The following is a 23,185-nucleotide window of genomic DNA, read 5'->3' as shown; positions in this document are numbered from 1 at the left end:
GTACGTGACTTGCGTAGTTGAGGGCTGGAGGGCGCATCCCTACTACGGCGAGGTTGCTAAAGTACGAATAGCCGGCGGCGAGACTATAGGCGATTTCTCAGGCTGGATCCGCGGGGCTTTTAGAGAGTACGTAGAGCTCCCGCCGGGGGTCTATGAGGTTGTTGTAGACGACAGACGAGAGGAGTGTGTAGTGGCGCCGCCTGAATACCCATGGCATTTCGTAGTTCCCTACATGGCGGTGGACTGGGGAGATGTTGTAGAAATCCGTATATACGCCCCAGAGGAGCCCGAGGTGGGGCGTGGCAGAGTTGTAAAGCTTGCAGACCTAGGGCCCTTCTCTATCTACCTCGGGTTAGTCAAAGGGAGGAGATATACACTCCGTTGTTGTGGTAAAACTAGGCGTTTTAAATCCCCACCGGTGGCCAATGCGCCTGGAGTGACTGCGATGTATGAAGTTCTGCCAGACCGAGCCGCCGATAGACTCGGCTGTAGAGACCTCAGGCGGGGTTACTGTGGCGGGACGTTAAGAGATGTGGCTAAGCTTGCAATTACGGCGCTTGATATAGCAGATACGCTCTATCTCCACCCGATATACCCCGCAATGAGCTATCACCGCTACGACGTAGTTGACCACCTACAGGTAGACGAAAAACTAGGCGGCTGGAGCGCCTTTGTGACGATGAGAGAGACATTGAGACGGCGGGGGATGAAGCTTGTGTTAGATATCGTGCTTTACCACGTGGGGTTGCGAAACGCCATATTTCCAGAGGGCCCCTTTGTTTTTAAAAGCCTAGACTATACACATCTTGTCAAGAAGATAGCAGAGAAGATGCCTATGGAGGCGCTTCGCGAATTATTTAGGGGGGAGCCGCCATATGAGACTTTTCTAGACGTCTGGCTAATGCCAAAGCTCGATTATTCAAAGCCTAGCGCTGTGGAATACGGGAGGAAAGTCGTCGAGTTTTGGAAAAGCCACGTAGATGGATTTAGGCTAGATGTAGCTCACGGAATTCCGCCTGGCGCCTGGGCGGAGATTTTAAAACCGGCGGAAGGGCTTTATATATTTGGAGAACACATGGGAAACCCAGCGCCTTTCTATTGGGCAGTACCAGGGTTTACAGCGTATTTACTCTACAAGGCGGCGGTAGATTGGCTGGCTAAAGACCTAGATAGATTTGTGAAGTGGACGAACTTATACATAGCGCTTACGCCACCGGCGGCGTTGCCATATATGAACACCTTTCTTGAAAACCATGATACAGACAGAGCCGCCTCTATTTTTGACATAAATACGCTATATAGAGGGTATGCCCTGATTTTCTCACTGCCGGGAGTCCCCTCTATTTACGCAGGTGGCGAATGTGGAGAAGTCGGCAGAGCAGAAGACCACACTAATAGAAGGCCTTACAGCCCCTGTCCCGACTCCCCACTTAGGGAGTTTTTAAAGAGATTATACACGACGAGGAGAGAACTAGCTCTTTACAAAGGGCCTGCGTGGGTTGAGACAAGGCGCTCTGAGCTCGTTATACACAGGGGGGCTGTAGACGTCGCCGTTGGCATAAATAAACTTATAGTGAGTAATACCGAGAGATATATAGAACACAAGTTTTTATAGGTGTTATATTAAGTATGGAGTTTAACTTTAGGGGTGTTACAGCAATTTCTGGAAGGCCGGGAACTGGTAAAACTAGTCTCGCCATGCGTATCGCCCACGAATATTTGACAAGAGGGAAGAGAGTTTTGTGGGTCTCGTTATATGAAGACAGAGAGACCTTCCTTGAAAATGCGGCTAGGCTTGGGTATGATCTTTCAAATGCCGAATTTTGGGATATGATTTTTGTAAAGACTGATGCTATATTAAACCAGATAGTCTCAGCCGTTTCTCAAAACGAGTATCACCTGGTTGTGGCAGACTCTATCTCAGCTCTTATAGAGGGGGCTCAGAGCAGAGAGTGGCTTACAAACGCCGTATATAGAGTATTTAAGCCTGCAAAAATAGACTTTATAGGAATCGCCGAAGAAGAGACTACAACACCTCTGGATTATATAGCAGATAACCTCATACGTCTAGAGCTCCGGATGGAAAACGGCGTTGCAGAGAGAAGGATGTATATAATCAAGGCGAGGGGGAGACGCGCTGGGTATTACATAGAGTTTGACATATTAGAGGGGCGGGGCGTGGTGTTTATAGACGAACTGCCAAAACCACATAAGAAAAACCCGTGGGGTAAGTGGGTTGAGTCTCTCTCGCCGGCTTTTGGGCCCTTGGCTTGCGGACATGTGTATTTCCTAGTTGGAAAGATGGTGACGCCGCTTCTTGCAAAAACAGTTGCCGAGTTGTCTAAAGAGGGGTTAAAAATACTCTATCGCGTCTTCTCTGGAGACATAGATATCGTCTCTAAGCTTGTTGAAAAATTCGGCGGGAGGGCCGTGGTTCAGAGGGCATCGCCTAGCCCTCTGAGTCACTTCACCCATGTAAAAAGTCTCTACGACGCGCTGACTGAGACAGACGCAGACGTAGTTGTGTCAGAAGGTGTTGACGTCGAATATTTAGTATATGGGAAGAAGGCCCTCGAGATAAATCGGCTTGAAACCGACGAGTTGAAAAACCTCGGCGTTACAATTTTGGCAAGCGCCCAGCGAGACTTTGGCTTTGGATATTTTGCAGACGCCGTGGCGTATATAAAGCGGGATCAGGCCGTGGTGTATACACCCAGTGGGAGGGCCGTATGTCGTTTTGAGACGCAGCCGGCGCCCCGCCTTGTTTGTTAGACGTGTGTATAAGAGTCGAAGGCAGAGCGTATATAGGTGGACATTTCGTCCGGATAAGACTGGGGAGGGAGGGGTGTAAGACTGTACAGTTTTCAAACGACTACATAATACTGCCCGGGATGGTCGATATACACGTCCACTTCCGCGACTGGGAGTTGGCACATAAGGAGACTTTAGAAGGCGGAGCCGCGGCGGCGTTGGCAGGAGGCGTAGTCGCCGTGGGCGATATGCCAAATACAAAACCCCATATTAGAACTGCAGAGCTCTACAAGAAGAGGCTAGGGGAGGGGGCGCGGTTGCCCATAGTATACAGAGTGCATATGGGAGTGCCTGTGGACCTTAGAGAGTTAGATATAGCAAGGCCTCCTACTGTGAAGGTTTACCCAGAGGATGTAGCAGAGTTCGGCTGGGGGCATATAGAGGCGCTCGCGAGGAGATGTGCCGGCCTTGGATGTACATTAATCTTCCACTGTGAGGACCCGGCTTATTTTAAAGACGGCGAGAGGCCGCCGGAGGCTGAGATGGCGTGTGTTGAAAAGGCGAGACGTCTCGCCTGGGATACAGAGGCCAGAGTCCATCTGACGCATGTCTCTCTACCTCAGACTGTCGATATAGCCAGGGGCTGGGCCACGGTAGACGTAACTCCACACCATCTATTTCTAGACAGAGAGAACTGTAAGCTAGGCGGTTTATGTCTAGTCAACCCGAGGCTTAGGGAGCCGGGACTTAGAAAACTACTCCTCGCCCGTCTCGCCGCCGGGCTTGTGGATATATACGCCACAGACCACGCCCCGCATACGCCGGAGGAGAAAAAGTCAGACAGCCCGCCGCCGGGCATATGTAGCTTAGACATAGCGCTCAGCTTGTTGCTTTCTCTCTGGAAGAGGGGGGTGTTAACACTAGACGACGTCGTACGGCTATATTCCCACAGACCCGCGCGTTTCCTCAATGTAAACAACGATATTATAGGCGGCGTATTTACAATTATCAAGCTCGAGGAGTTTACAGTAAGGGGGGAGGAATTTGCCGGCAGGTGTAAATATACGCCGTTTGAGGGGTTTAGAGCATTTGGCGTAGTCGTCGCCACTGCAGTTGGCGGAAAAATCTTCTTTAGAAATGGCGAAGTGTACGACGTTTAGCCGTATTTCTCCGCTAGTTTAAAGAGAGTGTTGAGCACAATCTCGTTTGCACCCTCGTATATCTCCGTGGCTTTTGCATCTCTATATAACATCTCTACTTTTGAATCTGTTGAATAGCCGAAGCCCCCCATGATCTGCATAGCTGTCCTAGTTGCATCTACGGCAAGTCGAGAACCTAGATATTTCGCTATCTGGGCGTATAGTGGGAATAATTCGCTATTTTTATCTCTAAAATACGCCGCCGTATAAACAACGCCTCTCACAGCCTCGATCTGTGCCTTTATTGACGCTATGTAGTGTTGAACCACTTGGAAGTTTATAATCGGCATGTCAAACGCAACTCTCCTCTTTGTATAAGACTCGGCCTCTTTAATTGCGCCTTGTGCTATGCCGAGCCCAATAGCCCCAACGCAAGTACGTCCGTTGTTTAAATCCTCGAGGACAACTTTAAACGCGCCATTTAACCCGCCGACGATAGCCTCGTCGCCTACCTCACAGTTGTTAAACTTAACCTCAGCTGTGCCAGTTCCTCTAACGCCCATTACTGCAACTGGGGCGGTCTCTACACAACGCCCTCTCTCTACGAGAAATAGCGTTACCGTTTTGTGTTTCTCCTTTGGAGACCCCGTTCTAGCTGCGACAAGAAAAGCGTCGGCATAGAGGCCGGAGGTTATCCATAGCTTAGTTCCGTTTATCACCCAGGAGCCGCCGACGCGCTCGGCGGTAGTTTCAAGCGAAAAGGCGTCAGAACCACAACAAGGCTCAGAGAGAGCAAAAGCAATTATCTTCTCTCCCCTAATCGCCGGCTCAAGCCACTTCTCTTTTAACTCGCCGCTTGCATAATGTATCAAGTCGTAAACTATCATAGACCCCTGGACTTCTGTAACTGTAGCCAAAGCGGGGCTTGCCTTGGCGAGTTCTTCGACCACAATTACCATACTTCTAAAATCTAGCCCAGGGCCTCCATATTCCGGCGGAGCGTGTGGCGCCAGCAAGCCGAGTTCTCCCATTTCTCTAAGCAACTCTTTGGGATACCAGCCTTGGTCTATACGCCGAGCGTTAGGCTCAACTCTCTTCTCTACAAACTCTCTTGCTGTTTTTCTAACAAGTGTGTGTATTTCATCTAGTTGTGGAAACATTAAATGCTGATTATCGCCACATTAAAAATAGTTATTCGCCATCTGTTAATGCATTTTTTGCACCCCTTTAGAAGTTTTTAAGAAGAGACTGTAGACATAGCTGTGAAATGTCCCAACGCCGTTGTGATATCAGGCAAGAAAATTGAGCTAGAAAACTGCATACCCAAAAACCGTAGCGAGTGGAGTCTAGAGCTTGCAAAATTGTTGGCAGAGATAAACGGCATAAAATTTACAGAAACAGCCAGAAGAGTTGTGGAATACGTGAGGAGGTTCTGGCTGGAAAACGAGGTATGTCCCCCTGTCTCTGTAATAGAGTCTGAGCTCAATATCGATAGGAAAACGCTACTAGAAGCCTTTGGCGGGAGTTACGACGCCATTTGTATACTCGCGGGGGCGGAGCCTCCCGCCGGCTGTCTGTCAAAAGTGTTGTCTTCTACGTAGTTTATAGACAAAATATGTGATGACAGCCGTAATATGGCACATAGAGGTGATAGGCAACGCGGCGGCTAATGCAGATGCACACGCGACATGTATCAACAACAACGCCGTGGCTAAATCAAACGACGTGGGCATAGAGAGGGCTATCTCCACTAGGTAATCCCTCGGCGCGACAAAGCCAAGCATAGTCCCCGTCAGCACAGTTGCCAAAGCTATGAGAGATACCGCAAGAACATCGCCTGTAAAAATCCTCCTCACTATCAAGGCGATTAGAGACGCCAGGGCAACTAGGCCAATCGCCATGCCTGCCTTAGACAACGTCGTTGGTACATCTTTTACAAATATAAATAGGTGCCCCATTAATGATGTAATTATGGCAATGTGAAAGGCCAATGATGTAGTTCTAAATTTCCTATCTCTAACCGCGCCAAATGTCAAAAACCGCATAAACTCTTGTGGAGCTACGGCAGTTGGAGATGTAGAGATAGCTCTATAGGCTCTATAGAGTGTTACAACTGCCGAAGCCGCCAAGACTAGGAGAAAGGCCGTCAACATGGCAATATACATGCGTCTTTTTATATGGCTTTTTGTGCAAATACTGCACGCTTCAGACTGTATAAATCCACGCGCCGAATTACGCATATGGCATACGCCTCCCTAGCCGCGAGAGCTTGTGTTAAATGTAGAAACTGCGTCGAGATTTGCCCCTCATATATCGCCACTAGAGATATAAAATATTCGCCAATGGGTAGACTTGAGCTGTTGAGGAAGGGAGCCTCTGAGGAGGAGAAATTTAAGGTTTTTTCGTTATGTACTATGTGTAAGAGATGTGCCTACTTCTGCCCCCTGGGGCTGGATGTCGCAGAAGTGACTAGACAAGTTAGAGATTTCCTCGCGGCTAGGGGGATGGCGCAACCATATGTGGCTAAAGTCGTTGAGAATTTCCTCAGGCGAGGTAATAACATAGGCATGCCGGCGAAAGTTGTAGCCGCGACGCTCCGAGTTGTTGTGAAAAAAATTGAGAGTGAAAAAGGCGAGACGGCGCGCTTATATTTATACGACGGCGAGAAATTCACCGATGTTTCAGGCGCCGAGGTTAAGCCCTCCGGTAGATACGCCTTGCTATTCCCCTCCTCCTCCGACATTTTTGAATTTGAAGACGCGCTCAAGGGCTATATATATCTGCTCAATAGAGTGGGATACGACGTTGTTATTAGTCTACGGCTTGCAGACACAGCAAACTACGGCTATTACCTAAGCGGGGCGCATATGTATAAAATTGCCAATATGTATTTAGAGGAGATTAAACGCGTTTCACCACACATTACGATATTTGGCGAATGCGGCCACGGCTGGCATATCTTCACTAGACTTGTAGCTCCAAAATCGCCGCGGCCCTCCGCCCATATCCACCAGATACTCCATAGAGCTTTGACACGTGGAGAGTTGAAAATTAGGCGTATAGAGACTAGAGGGCTTGTTGTGTATATGGACCCATGTAACTACAGCAGAGGGGCTGTACCCCTAATAGAGGAGCCAAGGGCGTTGTTAAAAGCGGCGGTTGGCCAATATGTAGAACTTTGGAAAAACCCAAGAGAGTCGTTATGTTGTCTAGGAGGTGGCGGACTCATAGCGCCAGAGATGTTAAATACAGCTGTGGAGTATTGGAAAAGGGCATATGGCGGCATTGAATTTACAACTGCCGTAAGGCCCTGCGCGACATGTAAAGCACAGCTAAAACGAGTGTTTAACACAATGGGTATAAAGGCAGAGACGACGGGGGTCGTCGAATTATTGTATAAAGCAGCCGACTAATGCCCCCCTTTGTACAACCGGCCTTCCCCGGGGGGCTCGGGGCCCGCCCCCGCCAGACGCCTTGGTGGGCGGGGGCGGGGGGCCCGGCCGTGCCCGGGCGGAGGGGCTCGCCAGATGTAGCAGTCGGCCGGGGCCCCAAGGCCGGTTGGTTCATGTGAGAGAAATACCGTGGTTTCCCCGTTATAGCCTTCCCCAAGACCAGCGCCCTAGCCGACTAAAACAGCTAAGATAGATGTTACGTACATAAAGGCTGAGAAAGCGTTTATGTATGTACTTCAACACATAGAGATGTTATACCCCCTTGTTAGATTGGATATATGCCATATAATTGTGGTTATGTTTATACAATATTTTTAAAGCTGAGGATTTTTGTAGACTATGAGCATGAGAAAAGACCGTGTTAACATAGCTGTTGCTAAAGAAATCGCAGAAGAGCTGGCTAAGGTAGCTGAAGAACTCGGCATGACGCAATATGCGTTGGCGAATCAAATCCTCGGCGTAGGGCTTGAACTTCTACGCCAAGGCTACAGCCTGGCTCAAATTAAAGAAATTACACTATTTTACAAAGTTATGATAGAACTCGAAAGCGTGCCTGTGCCCGGCAGACTACTCGATAGAATGATTACAGATATGGCTAAAGAAAACCCAGAGGTCGTACACCGCGCCTGGTGTGACGCAGGGAGGATGCTCGCAGCATATATAAAGGCGGTGTTTGGAGACCTAGAGAAAGCAGTAGAGCTGTCGCCACATTTAGCTAGAGTTGTGCCAGCCAGACGTTTTGAAATCAAGGCCAAAGGGGGAGAGTTCTCCATGGATACAGTAGGGGTTGGCTATAGTATAGAAAGTGTACAAGCCACCGCCAGGGCAGTCCAGTGTCTACTAGAGGAACTCGGCTACGAGCTGAAAGAAGTTGTAACGGCGCCAGGAATCCTCCGCGTCAAAGCGCTGAAAAAGTAACCCCCTTTACCTCTCTAAAAGTTATCATGTTACAGAGGACGGTCGGGAATTTTGTCACTCGCAGAGGGGTTAGGCGCTTGTGTATAAAAATTGTTTAGGTGAGGGCAGTTGATGTCGATAGCCCTTAAGGACGTTAAGAAGAATTTTAGAGACTTCCGCCTGGGCCCCATAAATCTCGATATTGAAAACGGCGGGAGAGTGGCTATCATAGGGCCTTCGGGCTCTGGAAAATCAACTCTCCTCCGCATAGTCGCGGGTTTTATAAAACCAGATAGGGGACGCGTATATATAAACGGAGTAGACGTAACAGATACAGAGCCGTGGCGCCGCGGCGTTGGAGTTGTATTTCAAAGCCCAGCCCTCTTCCCCTCTCTAACTGTGCTAGAAAACGTGGCGGAGCCCCTCCTCTCTAGGGGGGTTGCAAAAAGAGAGGCGTTTAAAATTGCGAAAGAGGTCTTAGAGAGACTTGAGTTGGGGCATCTAGCCGGTAGATATCCTGCACAACTCAGCAGAGGGCAACAACAGAGAGTTGCATTAGCGAGAGCTCTGGCGGCAGACCCGCCGATTTTAGTATTAGACGAGCCTCTCACTGCCTTAGACCCGCCGCTCCGCGGCGAGATTCTGCCATATATATACGAGGCATCTCGAGGGCGGACTGTACTCTATGTGACACACGACTTTGAAGAAGCTACGTATATAGCCAAGCGGGTCGTAGTCCTTATGGATGGGCGTATTGTAGCAGATGGAGACGCCGTAGAGCTATTTGAAAACCCCCCGGCGCCTAAGGTGGCAGAGTTTTTAGGCTACGTCAACAAGATCAGAGCCGACTGTGGCTATCTATATTTCAGGCCCTGGGACATAACGCCAGGCGGTAAATACAGCGGCCGTATTTTAGCCAGTTGGTATCGGGCTGGGCTTTACGAAGTTTTGGCTGAAGTCGGCGGACAGCCGGTGAGGCTAATCCTGCCGCAGCCTCCGGCCTCTGGAGTTGTGACATTTGATATAGTTAGGGGGAGGTGTTTCTCTGTCTAAAACGAATACGGCCGCGGTTTAATAACTCTAGAGATAGCCACAGCCGCCATAACTAAAGCCGCAAGAACCGCCGAGTAAAAATGCCCCGTTTCTATAAAATCCGGCGCTCTAGAGGTGAGAAGACGTGCTGTCTCTGCTGCAAGTGTCGACGCGCCGCCGGCGGTAAGTATAAACGCCAGCGTAGTTTCTGAAATAGATGCGGCAAAGGCTATAAGCCAGGCTTGGACTAGGGTGGGGCCTAGAGACTCTGTGACCACTCTTAAAACACACCTCAGTGGGCCTAGATAAAGTACGCAAGACTCTCTCGCGTCTGCCCTAATTTTCTCCCACGCCGGCTTTATAACTGAGTATACTAGAGGCGTAAGTACCAGGGCGTGTGCTATGGCGAGAATAAAAAGCGTGCCGTAGAGAGGTTGCGCAAGGTGGAAAAAGCCGAGTGCAAAAAGACTTCTAGAAAGCGAGAGAGATATTACATATGCGACTGCCGACGTCTTAGACATCGCTACGTCTCCAACTAAAAGAGCGAGAGAAAATGCTATAGCCGCCGCCGAGGAAACAAAAGCTACAGAAACGCTATTAGCAAGCGGTTGCGCCATAGCTTCAAGACCTCTAGGATTTGACAGAGGGAGGAATATATATGTGGCAACCGCCGCGAAATATGACACAACTATAAATGAGAGAAACAGCATAAGTAGACTTGGACGGGGAGCCGAGAGAGATGGGCCTGCGGCAGGCGGCGGGGGGATCTTAAAAAGGGGGATGGCGAGAGCTATTGAAGATATTAACATAACCAAGACCAACGTAGAGACTAGGTTTGTTGTGGCGAAGGAAGTAGCGTATATATAGACGAGAAGCTCTACAGTTGGGTAGCGCCCGCCGAGGAGAAGCGGCGTGGTAAAGCTCAAGAAGCTAAAGACAAAGGTCGTATATAGAGAGTAGAGGAGAGATGGCTTGAGCTCTGCTAAGAAGACCCTTATGGCAGTTATGCGGCGTCTTGTATAAAGAATAAGCGCGTCAAGAAGATCCGAGGGGATGGACCTCAGGTTAGACTCTAGAAGCAAAGCGACGTAGGGGCTGTAGTAAACTGCGTGTGCGACAACAATCCCCCAGGGCCCGTACATAAAGTCGCCGTGGATACGAACCAACGCGTCTACTGTTGATAGAGCAGGGGCGAAAAATGGAATTAAAACAAGAGGTCTCACCCAGGGGGCCCTCAGGTAGGCGGGGAGGAGCGCCAGCCCCAGCGCTATAGACAAGATGGCGGAGGCGGCCGCCTGAACCACCGTGAAGAGAAAAACCCAGAGAGTATAGGAGTCCAGCTGGAGGGAAACCCCGAGTTGCGTCAGGAGTAGGACATATGGCGTTGAAAATACGGTTAAGAAAAAGAGGGCTGGGATTCCGTAGGGCTTCACCCAGAGGCGATTTCTCTCTGCCACCTCAGCCTCCACTCGTCGGCCTTTGCGCCCAGGGCAGAGTTGTACACCACCACAGACTGGGGCTGCGGGAGGCCCTTGTTGTTTTTAATAACGGCGTCTGGCCTAACCGGGAGCATGTAGTTGTATGGGTCGACAAGATCTTGCCCCTCTTTACTCAGTGCGAACTTGACGAACTCCACAGCCAGATCCCTATTCCTGGCGTTTTTCAACACAGCCACCCCCTCCCTATACAAGAAGGCGCTGTACGTCGCGGCCTTTATATTCGGCGTGCCTGGGTCGATGGCGTGACTGTACCACGAGAGGGCGATCAATACGTCACCCCTCTTCAATGCGTTTCTCAATGGCGTAAATCCTGAAGGATAGCCGATCTTAGAGATCTGGCCGGCCAGCTGTTTGAGGTAGCGCCAGCCCTCCTCCTCCCCCTTCACAGACATCACCCACGAGAGCACGGCGAGGCCGGTGCCGGACTGAACCGGGTTGGGATATGTGATAAGCCCCTTGTACTCAGGCTTCAGAAGATCGTCGAGGGTCTGAGGCGGCTTGAGGCCCCGCGCGGCGAGAGCTGTCTCGTTGTAGACAATCCCTATGTACGACTTATCAAGCGGGTAGACGCAGCCGTGGGGATCCCAGTACTCCTCGGCCGGCACCCCCTCCACCTTGAAGCCCGGACAATAGAGCACGCCCCTTTCGATAAGCACCATGTAGTAGAACTCAGGCACCCCAATGGTCACGTCCCAGGGCGGGTTGTCTCTGTTTCTAACCAACTCGTTTACCATCTCCACAGCGCCGCCTAGGGGGACAAAGGTGGCGTTTACGCCATATTTCTCGCTGAACTTCTTAGCCAACTCCTTGCCCAAATCGCTGATGCCGGCGGGGCCCACTATCACAAGTCTCTTCGCCGACTGTTGTTGAAACGCTTGCCAAGCCAAGAGCGCCGCCAAGAGGGCGGCTATTATTATTACAACTGCCAATAAAGTCCTAATGGACATGCAAGAAATTTCGAATCTCTATAAAAATATTAAGCTAGACAGTTGGAAAAACAGATGATGAAACGGCCGTGACACGAAACGTGAAGAAGTGTTTCTATAACTGAATTAATACACTTCGACGAAATCTGTCGGCTTTGGAATCTCCTCCTTCAACCCCTTCTTCTTCCTAAGTTGTTTTACCAAGTCGAGAAGCATAGACTCCGGCACAGGCGCCCATCTAGAGAACTGCATTGACCAAAAGATCTTGCCAGCCGCCGCCGCGCGGAGCTCGTCGCTAATTGTAAAAGACTCTAATACGGGGAGTTCAGCTCTTAGATACGCCATATATTCCTGTTGTGTCATATCGAGTATTTTCCCTCTGTGTTTATTAAGCACAGAGGTCACCGCGCCTATGTAATCAGGGGCTACTTTTATATCTAGTCTTAACAAAGGTTCTAACACCGTTGGCTTGGCTGACAACATAGCTGCAAATATGGCGTTTTTTGTAGCTGGCATAATTTGCGCAGGGCCGCGGTGGGCGGGGTCCTCGTGTACTACTGCATCTACTAGAACTACCTTTACGCCTCTAATAGGCTCTTGCGCCAGGGGGCCTGCCTCAGTGGCCCATCTAAAGCCCTGTACTATGTAGTCTCTAATCTCGCGGAGGTATTGAATGCCGGAGGTCTTGTCTACAATTACATTGAAATATCTATCGTCTATCGCCCATATGCCTCTAGCCTCGTCTGTATCCCAGCCTGCCTTCTCTCTAAGGATCTTAGCCCTCTCCCTCGGGTCTTGATCCTCCGTAATTTCCTTAGTTGCAATAAGCTCTATGGTGGTTTCGTCGAGGGGCTCCACATAGAAGTAGAGACGGTTGTGTTTATTCGGCGACTTGCCCTCCCACACCTGCGACCTCTCTCTCACAGTCTCTCTAAAGCGGATTAACGGCGGAGATACAGTAAACTCTGTCTTAGACCTCTCTTTGAGAAGCCACGTGGCGATCTCTAGATGTAATGTACCGACGCCAGAGAGTAGGATCTGGCCTGTCTCTTGGTCGATTTTCAAATCGAGCGTTGGGTCTTCGATAACTAAGTCTTTAAGAGCCTCTACTAACTTCGCCAACTCTGCCGGATTCTTAGGCTCGATGGCTACAGTCACCACAGGCTCTGCGATATATCTCATTTTTTCAAAAGGCGGAATGTCAGATATTCTAGGATCGACGAGAGTGTCGCCGGCTCTAGCCTCATCTACCCCCATTAAAGCGACTATGTTGCCCGCAGGCATATAGGGCACTATAATCCTCGACGGGCCCATGTAGATATAGGTCTGGAGTACCTTCTTCTTCATCTTCCTCCCGATGATATATATCTCGTCCCCCTCTCTAATTGTGCCAGAGAAGACGCGGCCGGTGACTATCAACCCGGCGTGTGGATCTTTGTTGACCTTGCTCACGGCGATCACCGTCGGGCCATTGGGGTCGGCCTCTAGGAGGGCCTTCCCAACCTCGCTGTTTAAATCGCCGCGCCACAACCTCGGGATTCTGTACTTCTGTGCTACATTAGGCGGCGGCACATGTTCAATAATCATAGATAGGAGTGTTTTATACAGTGGGAACTCTTGCGCCAATTGGTCTACATATCCCTTCTCATAAGCGTCTATAATATTACTAAACTTTATGCCTGCCTTCTGCGCCATGGGGATGGTAATGCCCCATTTGTGAAGCGCAGATCCCATCGCCATCTGGCCCTTGCCCGGATCTATCTTCCACTTGTCTTTAAACTCCGGCGGGGCGAACATCTCGATCAAGGCGTTGAAGTCCTTCACTATGGTCAAGATCCGCTGCTGGATCTCCTGAGGCGAAAGCCTAAGCTCCTTGATCAGGCGGTCGATCTTGTTTATGAAGAGGACAGGCCTTACGTACTCCTCCAGCGCCTGCCTCACCACCGTCTCGGTCTGCGTCATCACCCCCTCCACCGCATCCACCACCACCAAACCGCCGTCCATAACCCTCAACGACCTAGTGACATGGCCCGTGAAATCCACGTGGCCTGGCGTATCTACGAAGTTAATCAGATAGGGCTTGCCCCCGTACTCGAAATAAAGCGATATGTTCGCCGCCTTGACCGTCATCTGCCTCAGCTGCTCGATGGGGACGTAGTCCATGGCGAGGGCCTTCCCCGCGACCTTCGGCGATAGGAGACCGGCGCCCATGAGTAGAGAATCGGTTGTAGTCGTCTTGCCGTGGTCTACATGGGCGAGAGTACCCGCGTTTCTAATCTGAGCCGGATTTCTAGCTATTGCTAATATTTCATCTAACTGCTTCTCTACAATTCTAACAGCTGAAGACATGCCCCCCGTTGAGAGGATATATATTAATTTTTCGTCTCCGGGGCCCCATAGGCGCCTGGCAGACCGCCTGGAGCCAAATATGTGCCCTGGGCAGAGACTTGGCGGCCCCCGTGGCCAGGCCCCGGCCTAGGAATATGCCAAGACTGAGACGGGGGGCAGAGTGCCATCAATTCTCAAAGCCGCAGGTAGTCTCTACAGACGGCTTGTAGCTAGATGCGTCGCCACTCCAGACCACAGCCCCGTCTCTAAGCGCGTAGACCCATTGGCAACAGCCTAAGACGTCCATATGATGAGTAGTAACTACTACAATACGTCTAGATGCGTAACTTTTTAAAACCCGCATGACTCTCCCCCTCCAATCTCCATACAAGTTAGAAAAAGGCTCGTCTAACAAAAGGAGATCTGCCTCCGAGGCCAACGCGGCCGCTATTACAAACCGCTGTCTCTCGCCCCCACTGAGAGTAGACCACCTCCGCCCCGCCAGCCTCAGCACCCCCAGAGCCTCCATATACCGCCGGGCCGCCTCTACATCTTCCCGCTCTACAGGCCGGGGGGAGAACCTAGACCTCCCCGACAGCGCCACTTCCCCCGCCGGCGCGTCTGGAGGCACGTAGAGGTCGCCTACGTACACCCTAGACGACACCCCGCCGTATTTAACCCACCCCCCGTCGGGCTTGAGGAGGCCGGCTAAGATCTTGAGGAGGGTGGTCTTGCCCGAGCCGTTGGGCCCCACTACGCAAGTCACCCCCGGCTCCAGCCTGCCGGCGGCCCTCAGGAGGAAGTCCCCCAACCTCTTCTCCACGTCAAACTCTACGTACATACCTCCACATGAGGAGGGCCGCCGCCGGCGCCCCCACGATAGACAGCACCACGTTCGCCGGCACGTCCCTCGGCAGGAGCAACCTCATGGCGAGGTCCGCCCCCAGCGAGAGGACGGCCCCCATCGCCGCTGCGTCGAAGAGGATCTTGTCGACCCTGTGGCTACCCGCCGCCCATCGGGCCATGTGAGGCGCCAGAAGACCCACAAACCCCACCGGTCCCACCGACGCCACAGCAAGGCCGGCCCCCGCAGAAGCCGCCGCCACCACTAACGCCGAGACTCTCCTCACGTTTACCCCCAGGCCAGCCGCCGCCTCCTCCCCATGGACAAGCGCCGAGATGTGCCGGGAGTTTAGATACACCGTTGCCAATAGGACAACAGAAGCTCCAGCCACGGCCCACCCCAGAAGGCCGGGCGGATAGGCCCCGTAGTTCCCCTGCAAGCCGAGGTATATGTAGCCAAGCTCTTCCGGCGGAAGCAAGAGGAGAGCCAACTGGAGAGCCGCCCCAGTGACAAAGGAAACGAGGATCCCCACCATTAACACCACAAAGAGAGAGGCTCTCCTAGCCAGCGTCGTCAATCCTACAATTACTACAGCCGCCCCGACCACCGCGCCTAGGAAGTAGCCCACATAGGGGAGGCCCCACAGGCGCCAGAGAAGATAAGAGCCTAGAGCCGCCAACATTGCCGTGCCGCTTACCCCCAGAACGTAGGGATCCGCCAAGGGGTTCCTCAGAGAGGTCTGTAGCAACAGCCCCGACATCCCCAGGAGGGCGCCCGACACGGCGGCGCCGAGGGCTCTGGGGAGTCTAACGGCGCCCACTATCCCCCAGTCTAGGCCCGCCGGCCCGAGGAGGAGTTCGGCGGAAAAAAGCACGGGAGCCGCCAGGAGGAGGAGCCGCCTCACTGCAGATGCACAAATAGGGTGAAGTTGCCAGGCGGCGCCACCTCGGGGTGTATGATCCACACCAGCTCCTCCAGCAGCCGCTCAGGGTAGGCGTTGGCCAGCTGGTAGAAGGCGGGGCTGTAGGCGTAGACCCTCCCAAGCACCACCGGCCTAAGCTCCGCCAGTCTCGGCTCCACCTTGAGCAGATCCTTCACGCTAGAGACGCCGTAGCTAGACCAGATCAAGACGTCTACGTCGTTTTTATGCTTCATCACCACCTCGAGGTCCACCCTGCTGTAGTTGGCGTAGGCGTACCTCCCGCCAGCAATCCTAATTAGATCCCTCACCCCCGCCCCTGCGGGGTACAAAACGCCGCCGAATATGGTGAACCACGCCACCCTAGGCCTATCTAAGTCGGCCACGAGGGAGGCGAGAGAGCTCCACTTCGCCTCCACCCTGTCGAAGATCTTGACAGCGTCGTCAGTGGCGTTGTAGAAGGCGGCTATGAACTTGATCCACTCGGCTCTCCCAAGCGCCGTCTGCTCCTGGAACTCGTTTACCACGGCGTAGGGGATCCCCAGCTGGTCCAGCTTCTTCACTACAGACTCAGTGCCGTAGGGGCCGGGGTAGTAGAAGACAAACATCACGTCGGGCTTCAGCGAGGCGATCTTCTCAAAGTCGGGCGAGTAGGCGGGCCCCACGTCGGCTATAGTGCCGTTGTTAAGCATCGCCTCCACCTCCGGGAGGTACCACCGGTACTCCCTCCCCCACATCACCCCCACGATCGACCTAAGGACGTCGGCCCTCCCCATCTCTTTATACAGCCTGTAGGCCATGGCCACCTCAGTGGAGGCCATGTAGACGGCCCTCTTGACGGGGTAGTACACCACCACGTCCGGCCTGTACTTCGCCCTGTAATAGTCGGCGAGGTCCTGCGACATGCCCCGCGGCAGGAGGAGTATCCTCCTCCCGAGGGCGTCCCTCAGGAGGTAGACGTCACCCTCGTACTGTATGGAGAAGAGTCTGGCGTACCTCAGCGGCACGTAGCCAGAGGGCCTCTCCGAGATCTCCCTAAGCAACTTGGCCTCTCTGTAGGCGGCGGCCGCCGTCGAGTTTATAGACGCCAACTTCCCCTCAAGCCTCGCGAGGCCCCTCGACACCTCGGCTCCCACCGCGTCTACTCTCGCTTGGAGTTGTGTAAGTCTATCGTTTACCCCCTGGACTGCGTAATAGCTCTGTATAAAAGCCGCTACAGCTAAAAACAGAGCTATTATAGCTATGGCGAGAGTAGTTTTTGAAGTCATAATGTGGAGATTGAGCCATTATATAAGTTTTTCTGGTGTTATAACAGCCTCGGCCTCCTCCAGAGGCGTAATCCAGAGAGTGCCTCTTTCAGCCGCCCTCTTAAAAGCCGCCTCGGCCTCCTCCGGCCTCCCACCCTTCGCCACATACTCGGCGATAGACACGGCCCTATCCGCAGGGCTCCTCCACGCAACCCTCCAGACGTAGTCGAAGTACCTAAGCCTGTAGGGAGGCGGCGACCTCGGCTTCAAAGCCTCCGACACGGCCCTCCTCGCCTCCTCTAGAGACCTCGCCGACTCCACCACCACTTCCAAATAGGCCACGTCCCCCACCACGTCGTAATCTACGTAATAGGAGTAGGCGATGCCCAGCGTCCTCAAGAGGCTAAAAAGGACAGACTTCGTCCCAGACTCCAGATGGAAGGCCGCCCCGTGGAGCATGGCAAGGGCCTCTGCAGGGTCTCCAACAGCCACTCTCACAGCCCTGGCGTAATACACCCCGTTTACCTCCCGGTTCTCCACTATCCTCCTGGGGCCAGACCCCGCCGTAGGCCTCGGCCTAGGCGGAGCCTCCCCCTCAAGTCTCCCAAAAAGCTCAACCGCCTTGGCGACAGCCTCCTCCCCAAACCCACCTGACAGAACTACGAAAGTGTTCCCTGGCGTGAACCACCTCCTCTTAAACTCCAGGAGGTTCCCCAGCGAGATGGACTCCACAGCCTCCGGCGTGCCCCCCACCGGATCCCCCCAGTCCGAATCGCCAAAAAGCGCCTTTATCCCCAGCTCCCCAACCCAGTCGGAGGGGTCCTCCCGAATCTGTCTAAGTTCAGAAAGCACTACGTCCTTCTCCCGCTCCAAGTCGGCCTCTTCAAACCGCTCGTTGGCATACAGCCGGAAGGCCAGCTCCACCAACCCAACAGCCGACTCGGAGACCCCCTCGAAAACCAAGAGGAGGACGTCTCGCTCTGTATAGGCGTTGTTAGACCCGCCTAGCGACTCCACAGCCTCATCTACGTCGAACCCAGGCACCCGGAACAACATGTGCTCCAGCAGGTGGGTTATGCCCCTCCTCTCCCTCCCCTCAAACAGCGACCCCACCCCAATCCCCACCACCACAGCCGCCGTAGGCGCGGCAAACTTATCCAACACCAGCCTCACCCCATTATCCAACAACACGCCTCGTAGAAAGATGTCCTATATAAACACAACGAAATAGGCCGTAGCACGCCGGCAGAAAAGCTCTCAAGTATCCCAACAGAAAACTAAATACGCCGACTTGTGTCTGAACGGCGGCGCGCCTTATTGCGTCTTGGAAGGTCTCTCTACTGTAAATTCTAGAGAAACCACGTGGCTATTCGCCTCTCTCCTTGTGGCAAACTCCACTTGCACTCCCCTCGTCTTGCCCATTCTCATAGACAGCTCACTTAACAACTCGACGAGATCTCCAAACACCTCGCTGTAGAACCTCTCGTGCACCTTGACCGTGGCCTTAAAAGACGTCGCATAGACGTCGCCCCGATTGTAGTCCATATACTCATAGTAGTAGTAAGTCCTGGTCATAAAGCTCGGTATCAACTGGTCGAAAAGCCTTATCAACATGTCGCCCCTCCTGTTGGCCAACAGATTGACCAACAAGACAGAAAGCGGCTCGGCTATCTCTTCGATGCTCACTAGCCTAATCCCCCTCTTCCCAGCCTCCTCAACCGCCTCAGGTAGAAACACTTTAGCCGCAACAAAAGTATAGCCCAAATTCGACGCCTTTATAATGTCGTCAGCCGTCGCCACAGCCACCACACGCCCCCTCAACACGTCACCCCCAACCCTATAGGCATATACGCCATCCTCTCCAACCTCAAGCAACACGATAAACAACAACCTTAAAAATATCTATACGCCACCACACCTCTAAACGCGGCTAAGAAGACAAAAGCCATCTAAGCCCCTCGACATATTCCCTAAAGTCGCCCTCCGACAGTAGCCTCTCCACATCTATACGGTCAGCTAGCTTACCTAAATCGTCTTTCTTATACACCCTTCCGAGGACTCTATCAAGCCCACTCTCTGGATCTGCGCTACAGCTACCTCCGCCCAACCCCATGCAAAGCCACTTCTCATGACGGGGATGAACCACCACAACTCTTACATTATCCAGCCTACCCCTGAGTGACTCGTGGCTTCTTAAATGCCTGAGAACTCTCTTGTCGGCCGCCGCTCCCTTATCTTCCCCCTCAGAGTCTATGACGAATAATATACGCCACCGCTCTGACCCGAATAACCTCGCAACAATTTTTCTCCCCATGGAGGAATTACAGAGGCCGGTCGGTATCCTCTCGATCTTAGGAGCCAAGCTACGAGGTACTATGCCAGAGTTCTGTAGCTTTTCTATAAGCCTTCGGTGGAATTCGACCCCGTGGTGGTCTTCCACGAATAGAAAGCGCGCGACCATCACATTTTTAACCTCGTAAGTTTTCTTGTTTCATGAACGACACCTGGCCCCTGGGGCGGCAGACGGGGGCGTCAAACTATTACAAAACCAAACGCCACATTCCCCGGATGACCCGCCCCCTCACCCCGGCGCACCCGGGGCGGGCCCTTAAGTCCCCCGGGGAGGTGCCAAGAGAGAGGTAGGGGGACGATCACCCGCCGTACCTCTTCGTGTAAAAGAAGTAGTCGCTAACCGCAATCCCGGCCTCGCTCAGCCTCCTCCTCAGCTCCTCTGGGTTCTGGACAGCTTCAGCCCTAGTCCCCTCGGGGCCTCTAGACAGGAAGTAGATCCTCTCAAGGTCCACCAAGTCCACAACCACGGGCGAGTGCGTGGCTAGGAGAACCGGCACGCCAAGCCCGTTAAACACGTCCACGACGTACTCCAGGAGTCTCGCGTGCATGCTGTTCTCCACCTCGTCCACGAGGAGCAGCGAGGGGCCCAGATCCACTGCCAGCATCAGCACCACCAGCTTAAGCAGACCGTCGGGGATGTTGGAGGGGGGGAGCTCCACATCCCCCTCCCTGGCGACAAGAAGAGCGCTGTTGTAAAGCTGCCTAACCTCCAGCACGACGCCCGGAAAGAGGGCGGCCAGAGCTCTGTCGACAGACTCCGGGTTCCTCCCAAACCTCCCCCTGTAGCTAAACAGCACCGCGGCCACGTTCCGCCCCCGCTCATCAAGCACATCCCCGCCGGCGATAGGCACAGGCTCCGCACGCCTCTCCACATGCCGGAGAAAGACCACCCTCCCGAGAGCCCCCCTCACGGCCTCCAAGACATCATCCAGACAGAACCCCGGCGGCAGCCCAAGGCGGATCCCCCTTGGCCTCCTGGCCCTCCCCAACGCGACTGGGAACGGCAGGAGAGTCCCCCCGGCGACTTGGCTACACGCCAGCAAGTCCTCCGACGCCCTCCCCCTCGGCCCCGGCCACAGCACGTGTCTAAGGCCCTCGAGCTGTAGCGGCGCCTCCATGTCCCACCTATACGAGACGACTGTCCTGCCGCCCTCCTCCTTGGGCTCGGCTAGTTTGAAAGGTATGCGCTTCGCATATTCCTCGATCCACTTCAGCGCTCTGTCGAAGTGCTCCTTTGGGGCTGTGATGGCGATGCCTCCTCTGTCTATCTCCGCCTGGGTGTCGCCGATTTTTACCACGTGGCGGACGGGCTCAATCGTCTCGTAGGGCTGCGGCCTGTATCTGAGGTAGGTGGTGAACTCCGCGTAGGCCGACAGCCACTCCCCGCCCACCTCGCCGTAGAGCTCCAGGCCCAGACCCAGCGCCACCTCCCGCCTCGGGTCCCGGCCGTATATTACGTCAAGCGGCGAGAGGTAGTCCGGCACATGTGGGAGATACGGCGAGGTCGCCTCCACCAGAGCCCTCCTGGCGAACCTAATCGCCTCCAAGACGTTGGACTTCCCAGCCCCGTTGGGGCCCACCAGGAGGTTTACCCCCGGCCTCAGCTCAAGCTCCAGCTCCCCAATGCTCTTAAAGTTCCTAACAACGACCTTCCTAACAAACACATACATCACATGCGACATAAACCACGTTTAAATACACTCACCCCTCGCGCCAACGCGCCAGAGGCGGAAGATTTTTAAGCTAGAAATCATAGATTGTAGGGCCGGCGGGGGCCCTCCGGGGTCGGCTTGCACGCTGTTCGTCAGAGGTCGGCCTAGCGGAGGTACATCATCCCCCCTCATCGGGCTTCCCCCGGCCTCGTAGGAATCTGCCTTTATAGGCATATACAGTGCGGCGGAGGTGGGTCTGGGGGCGCCGGGGGCCCCGGTCCGGGGGCTAGGGCTTCAGTACTACCTTTACCTCGTTGGGTTGGAGGGCCCTCTCGAAAGCCTCTCTCGCGTTGTGTATCCCCGTTACTACGGAGGTGATGAGGGGCTTCACGATGCCTTCTCTAATGAGCTTGATGGCGTGTCTGAACTCTCTGTATGTGCCGCATCTAGTGCCCACTATCCTCAGCTCTTTGACCACCGCCGGCGTTAGGTTGGCGGGGGCGGGGGAGCCGGGGGTGGACTTTAGGTGTATCACGCCGCGGGGCCTCGCTATCTCTATAGCCGTATTAATCGCAGAGGGGTCGCCAGTGGCCTCAAACACGACGTCGAACCCCAGCGGCGCGTTCTCCGCCATGTACTCACCCAGCTCGCCCAACTCCACCACCTCCAGCCCCAGCCCCCTGAAGAGGTGCGCCTTGGCGCTCCCCCGCCTAGCCACCACTACGGGGTCGAACCCCCGGAGGACTTGCGCCGCGAGGTAGGCCACGTTCCCCGTCCCCAGGATAGCCACCTTCGCCCCCGGCGGAGGCGGCACCTGGGCAAGGGCGTTCAACACAGCCGCCAGCGGCTCTACCTGAGTGGCGGCGGCTGGGTCCAGCCCCTCGGCGGGGTGGAGGGCCTCGAGAGGCGCCACGAAGTACTCCGCCATCCCCCCGTCGAAGTCTATCCCAAGCGTCCTCTTGTAGGGGCAGTGCGTGTAGAGACCAGCTCTACACATCTCACACCTACCACAGGCGAAGTTGATCTCGCTCACCACCACCCTCCCGTCCAACTCGCCCCCCTCCGCCACCCCCACCGCCTCGTGGCCCGGTACAAGAGGCGTCTTAAACAGCCGGTAGGTCCCCCTGTAGAAGGCCTTGTCTGTGCCGCAGATCCCCACCGCCAGCGTTCTCACCAGCGCCCACCCCCGCTCTGGCTTGGGCGCCGGAATCTCCTCGACGCGCAAGTCGCGCGGGCCGTAGAGCCTAGCCGCTAACATAACCTAGGCCGTCTCAACGCCGTTGTCGACGGCCAAAATCTATCCATGGTTCCCAATTGCCACAGTCTAATAAATCTACCGCTATTAAGTCAACTCGCCGCAGGTACAGAAGACCTCGTGTAGAATTGTCTGCAAGTCGTCAAAACCCTCTCTAGTTATGGCAGAGACTTTGATAAGCCTCTGCTTCTTTTCAAGCCTATCTACAATAGAGGCTAGCTCAGCCACGAGGTCTTCCTCAAGCCCGCCAAGCCCCTGCGCAACCCTGGCGCGTAGCCTCTCTACAAACTCTCTATCTAACAAATCGGCCTTCGTCAAGACCGTGACAAGCGGGATCTCAAACCTCACTCTAACTGCCAGCGCCATGAGGTTGAGAAAGACTAAATCTCTAGGCCTCTTGAGCATATCCGCCGGCGTCAAAAACAACGCAAGACCCCTCCTGGCGAAAGACTCGACGAGCTTCACCACGGCGTCGTGAAACAACGTAAGCTCGAGCTGGCCAGGCGTGTCGACAAATACATAGTCGTATAACAAGCCGAGCTTCTCCAACTTAGAAGAGACCTCGCCAACGAGGTCTAGGAGGAGCTCCATACTCTTCACCAAAGCCCCATTAGGCCCAAGGCCAAACCTCCTCATTATGTCTACAAGAGTAAAGTAGTTCCTCACGTCGAAATTCGGCCTATAGGGCAGAGACTCAACAGCACAGTCCAGATTTACATAAGCCACGCTAAACTCCTGCTCCGACAGATACCTCCCAAACTCCCCAACTAACGTAGTCTTCCCACTACCAGCAGGCCCAAAAACTACCACAATCACAACCCAAAGACACCAACAGCTTAAAAACTCACCAGCCGAAAGCCACCCTCTCATACACCACCCACACGTTAGAGAC

General features: G+C 53.8%; 21 protein-coding genes. 7 read left to right on the top strand and 14 right to left on the bottom strand.

The genetic code is table 11. The features are described 5' to 3' along the window. Positions 1–4: 4 nt before the first annotated feature. From PISL_RS10135 to PISL_RS10125, 3 genes are read left to right on the top strand one after another with little or no spacing between them, the layout of a single operon-like run. A complete protein-coding gene (locus PISL_RS10135; RefSeq protein ID WP_011763689.1) occupies positions 5–1,615 on the top strand; it encodes an alpha-amylase family glycosyl hydrolase in 1,611 nt (536 codons plus the stop codon). A gap of 14 nt (positions 1,616–1,629) precedes the next feature. Then, a complete protein-coding gene (locus PISL_RS10130; RefSeq protein WP_011763688.1) occupies positions 1,630–2,772 on the top strand; it encodes an RAD55 family ATPase in 1,143 nt (380 codons plus the stop codon). Between the two features lie 2 nt (positions 2,773–2,774). Further along, positions 2,775–3,911, top strand: coding sequence for an amidohydrolase family protein (locus PISL_RS10125; protein WP_011763687.1), 1,137 nt, complete (start codon positions 2,775–2,777; stop codon positions 3,909–3,911). On the opposite strand, the gene PISL_RS10120 is transcribed toward PISL_RS10125, so the two are convergent. Beyond that, positions 3,908–5,050 (bottom strand): acyl-CoA dehydrogenase family protein, encoded by a 1,143-nt coding sequence (locus PISL_RS10120; RefSeq protein ID WP_011763686.1) that lies wholly within the window; start codon positions 5,048–5,050, stop codon positions 3,908–3,910. The genes PISL_RS10125 and PISL_RS10120 overlap by 4 nt on opposite strands. Before the next feature lie 102 nt (positions 5,051–5,152). Here PISL_RS10120 and PISL_RS10115 point away from each other — a divergent pair, with 102 nt between their 5' ends. Then, on the top strand, positions 5,153–5,491 hold the full coding sequence (locus PISL_RS10115) for a TusE/DsrC/DsvC family sulfur relay protein (protein WP_011763685.1): 339 nt from the start codon (positions 5,153–5,155) through the stop codon (positions 5,489–5,491). On the opposite strand, the gene PISL_RS10110 is transcribed toward PISL_RS10115, so the two are convergent. Further along, the gene (locus PISL_RS10110; protein WP_053240511.1) at positions 5,468–6,043 is read right to left on the bottom strand and encodes a hypothetical protein; all 576 of its coding nucleotides are present in this window, start codon (positions 6,041–6,043) and stop codon (positions 5,468–5,470) included. The genes PISL_RS10115 and PISL_RS10110 overlap by 24 nt on opposite strands. A gap of 87 nt (positions 6,044–6,130) precedes the next feature. Here PISL_RS10110 and PISL_RS10105 point away from each other — a divergent pair, with 87 nt between their 5' ends. The 3 genes from PISL_RS10105 (at position 6,131) to PISL_RS10095 (ending at position 9,292) form a co-directional block, all read left to right on the top strand. After that, complete coding sequence (locus tag PISL_RS10105) at positions 6,131–7,303, top strand: (Fe-S)-binding protein (protein WP_167827690.1); 1,173 nt, start codon at positions 6,131–6,133, stop codon at positions 7,301–7,303. A gap of 378 nt (positions 7,304–7,681) precedes the next feature. Next, entirely contained in the window at positions 7,682–8,260 is a 579-nt protein-coding gene (locus tag PISL_RS10100; protein ID WP_011763683.1) for a hypothetical protein, read from the top strand. Positions 8,261–8,371: 111 nt separating this feature from the next. Beyond that, positions 8,372–9,292, top strand: a complete 921-nt coding sequence (locus tag PISL_RS10095) for an ABC transporter ATP-binding protein (RefSeq protein WP_011763682.1) — start codon at positions 8,372–8,374, stop codon at positions 9,290–9,292. Here the strand turns inward: PISL_RS10095 and PISL_RS10090 are convergent. The 12 genes from PISL_RS10090 to PISL_RS10035 form a co-directional block, all read right to left on the bottom strand. Next, complete coding sequence (locus tag PISL_RS10090; protein WP_245218395.1) at positions 9,289–10,740, bottom strand: ABC transporter permease family protein; 1,452 nt, start codon at positions 10,738–10,740, stop codon at positions 9,289–9,291. The two genes, PISL_RS10095 and PISL_RS10090, sit on opposite strands and share 4 nt — an antisense overlap. Next, positions 10,701–11,717 (bottom strand): thiamine ABC transporter substrate-binding protein, encoded by a 1,017-nt coding sequence (locus tag PISL_RS10085; RefSeq protein WP_011763680.1) that lies wholly within the window; start codon positions 11,715–11,717, stop codon positions 10,701–10,703. The genes PISL_RS10090 and PISL_RS10085 overlap by 40 nt, the downstream gene beginning before the upstream one ends. 105 nt (positions 11,718–11,822) lie before the next feature. After that, entirely contained in the window at positions 11,823–14,045 is a 2,223-nt protein-coding gene (locus PISL_RS10080) for an elongation factor EF-2 (RefSeq protein WP_011763679.1), read from the bottom strand. Between the two features lie 166 nt (positions 14,046–14,211). Next, entirely contained in the window at positions 14,212–14,865 is a 654-nt protein-coding gene (locus PISL_RS10075) for an ABC transporter ATP-binding protein (protein ID WP_011763678.1), read from the bottom strand. Continuing rightward, complete coding sequence (locus PISL_RS10070) at positions 14,849–15,832, bottom strand: iron ABC transporter permease (RefSeq protein WP_245218393.1); 984 nt, start codon at positions 15,830–15,832, stop codon at positions 14,849–14,851. Before PISL_RS10070 ends, PISL_RS10075 begins: the two co-directional genes overlap by 17 nt. Further along, the gene (locus PISL_RS10065; protein ID WP_011763676.1) at positions 15,769–17,055 is read right to left on the bottom strand and encodes an ABC transporter substrate-binding protein; all 1,287 of its coding nucleotides are present in this window, start codon (positions 17,053–17,055) and stop codon (positions 15,769–15,771) included. The genes PISL_RS10070 and PISL_RS10065 overlap by 64 nt, the downstream gene beginning before the upstream one ends. Positions 17,056–17,073: 18 nt before the next feature. Next, on the bottom strand, positions 17,074–18,225 hold the full coding sequence (locus PISL_RS10060; protein WP_011763675.1) for a M16 family metallopeptidase: 1,152 nt from the start codon (positions 18,223–18,225) through the stop codon (positions 17,074–17,076). Positions 18,226–18,348: 123 nt separating this feature from the next. Next, the gene (locus PISL_RS10055) at positions 18,349–18,912 is read right to left on the bottom strand and encodes a hypothetical protein (RefSeq protein ID WP_011763674.1); all 564 of its coding nucleotides are present in this window, start codon (positions 18,910–18,912) and stop codon (positions 18,349–18,351) included. Between the two features lie 52 nt (positions 18,913–18,964). Next, positions 18,965–19,495, bottom strand: a complete 531-nt coding sequence (locus tag PISL_RS10050) for a hypothetical protein (RefSeq protein ID WP_011763673.1) — start codon at positions 19,493–19,495, stop codon at positions 18,965–18,967. 190 nt (positions 19,496–19,685) lie between these two features. Then, entirely contained in the window at positions 19,686–21,056 is a 1,371-nt protein-coding gene (locus PISL_RS10045; protein ID WP_053240510.1) for an AAA family ATPase, read from the bottom strand. 268 nt (positions 21,057–21,324) lie between these two features. Next, a complete protein-coding gene (locus tag PISL_RS10040; protein ID WP_011763671.1) occupies positions 21,325–22,296 on the bottom strand; it encodes an MDR/zinc-dependent alcohol dehydrogenase-like family protein in 972 nt (323 codons plus the stop codon). A gap of 84 nt (positions 22,297–22,380) precedes the next feature. After that, positions 22,381–23,109, bottom strand: coding sequence for an ATP/GTP-binding protein (locus tag PISL_RS10035; protein ID WP_053240509.1), 729 nt, complete (start codon positions 23,107–23,109; stop codon positions 22,381–22,383). Positions 23,110–23,185: the final 76 nt, after the last annotated feature.

This window comes from Pyrobaculum islandicum DSM 4184 (assembly GCF_000015205.1).
Classification (GTDB): domain Archaea; phylum Thermoproteota; class Thermoprotei; order Thermoproteales; family Thermoproteaceae; genus Pyrobaculum; species Pyrobaculum islandicum.
The sequence above is the reverse complement of the archived record's forward strand: the minus strand, read 5'-3'. Positions and strand labels throughout refer to the sequence as shown.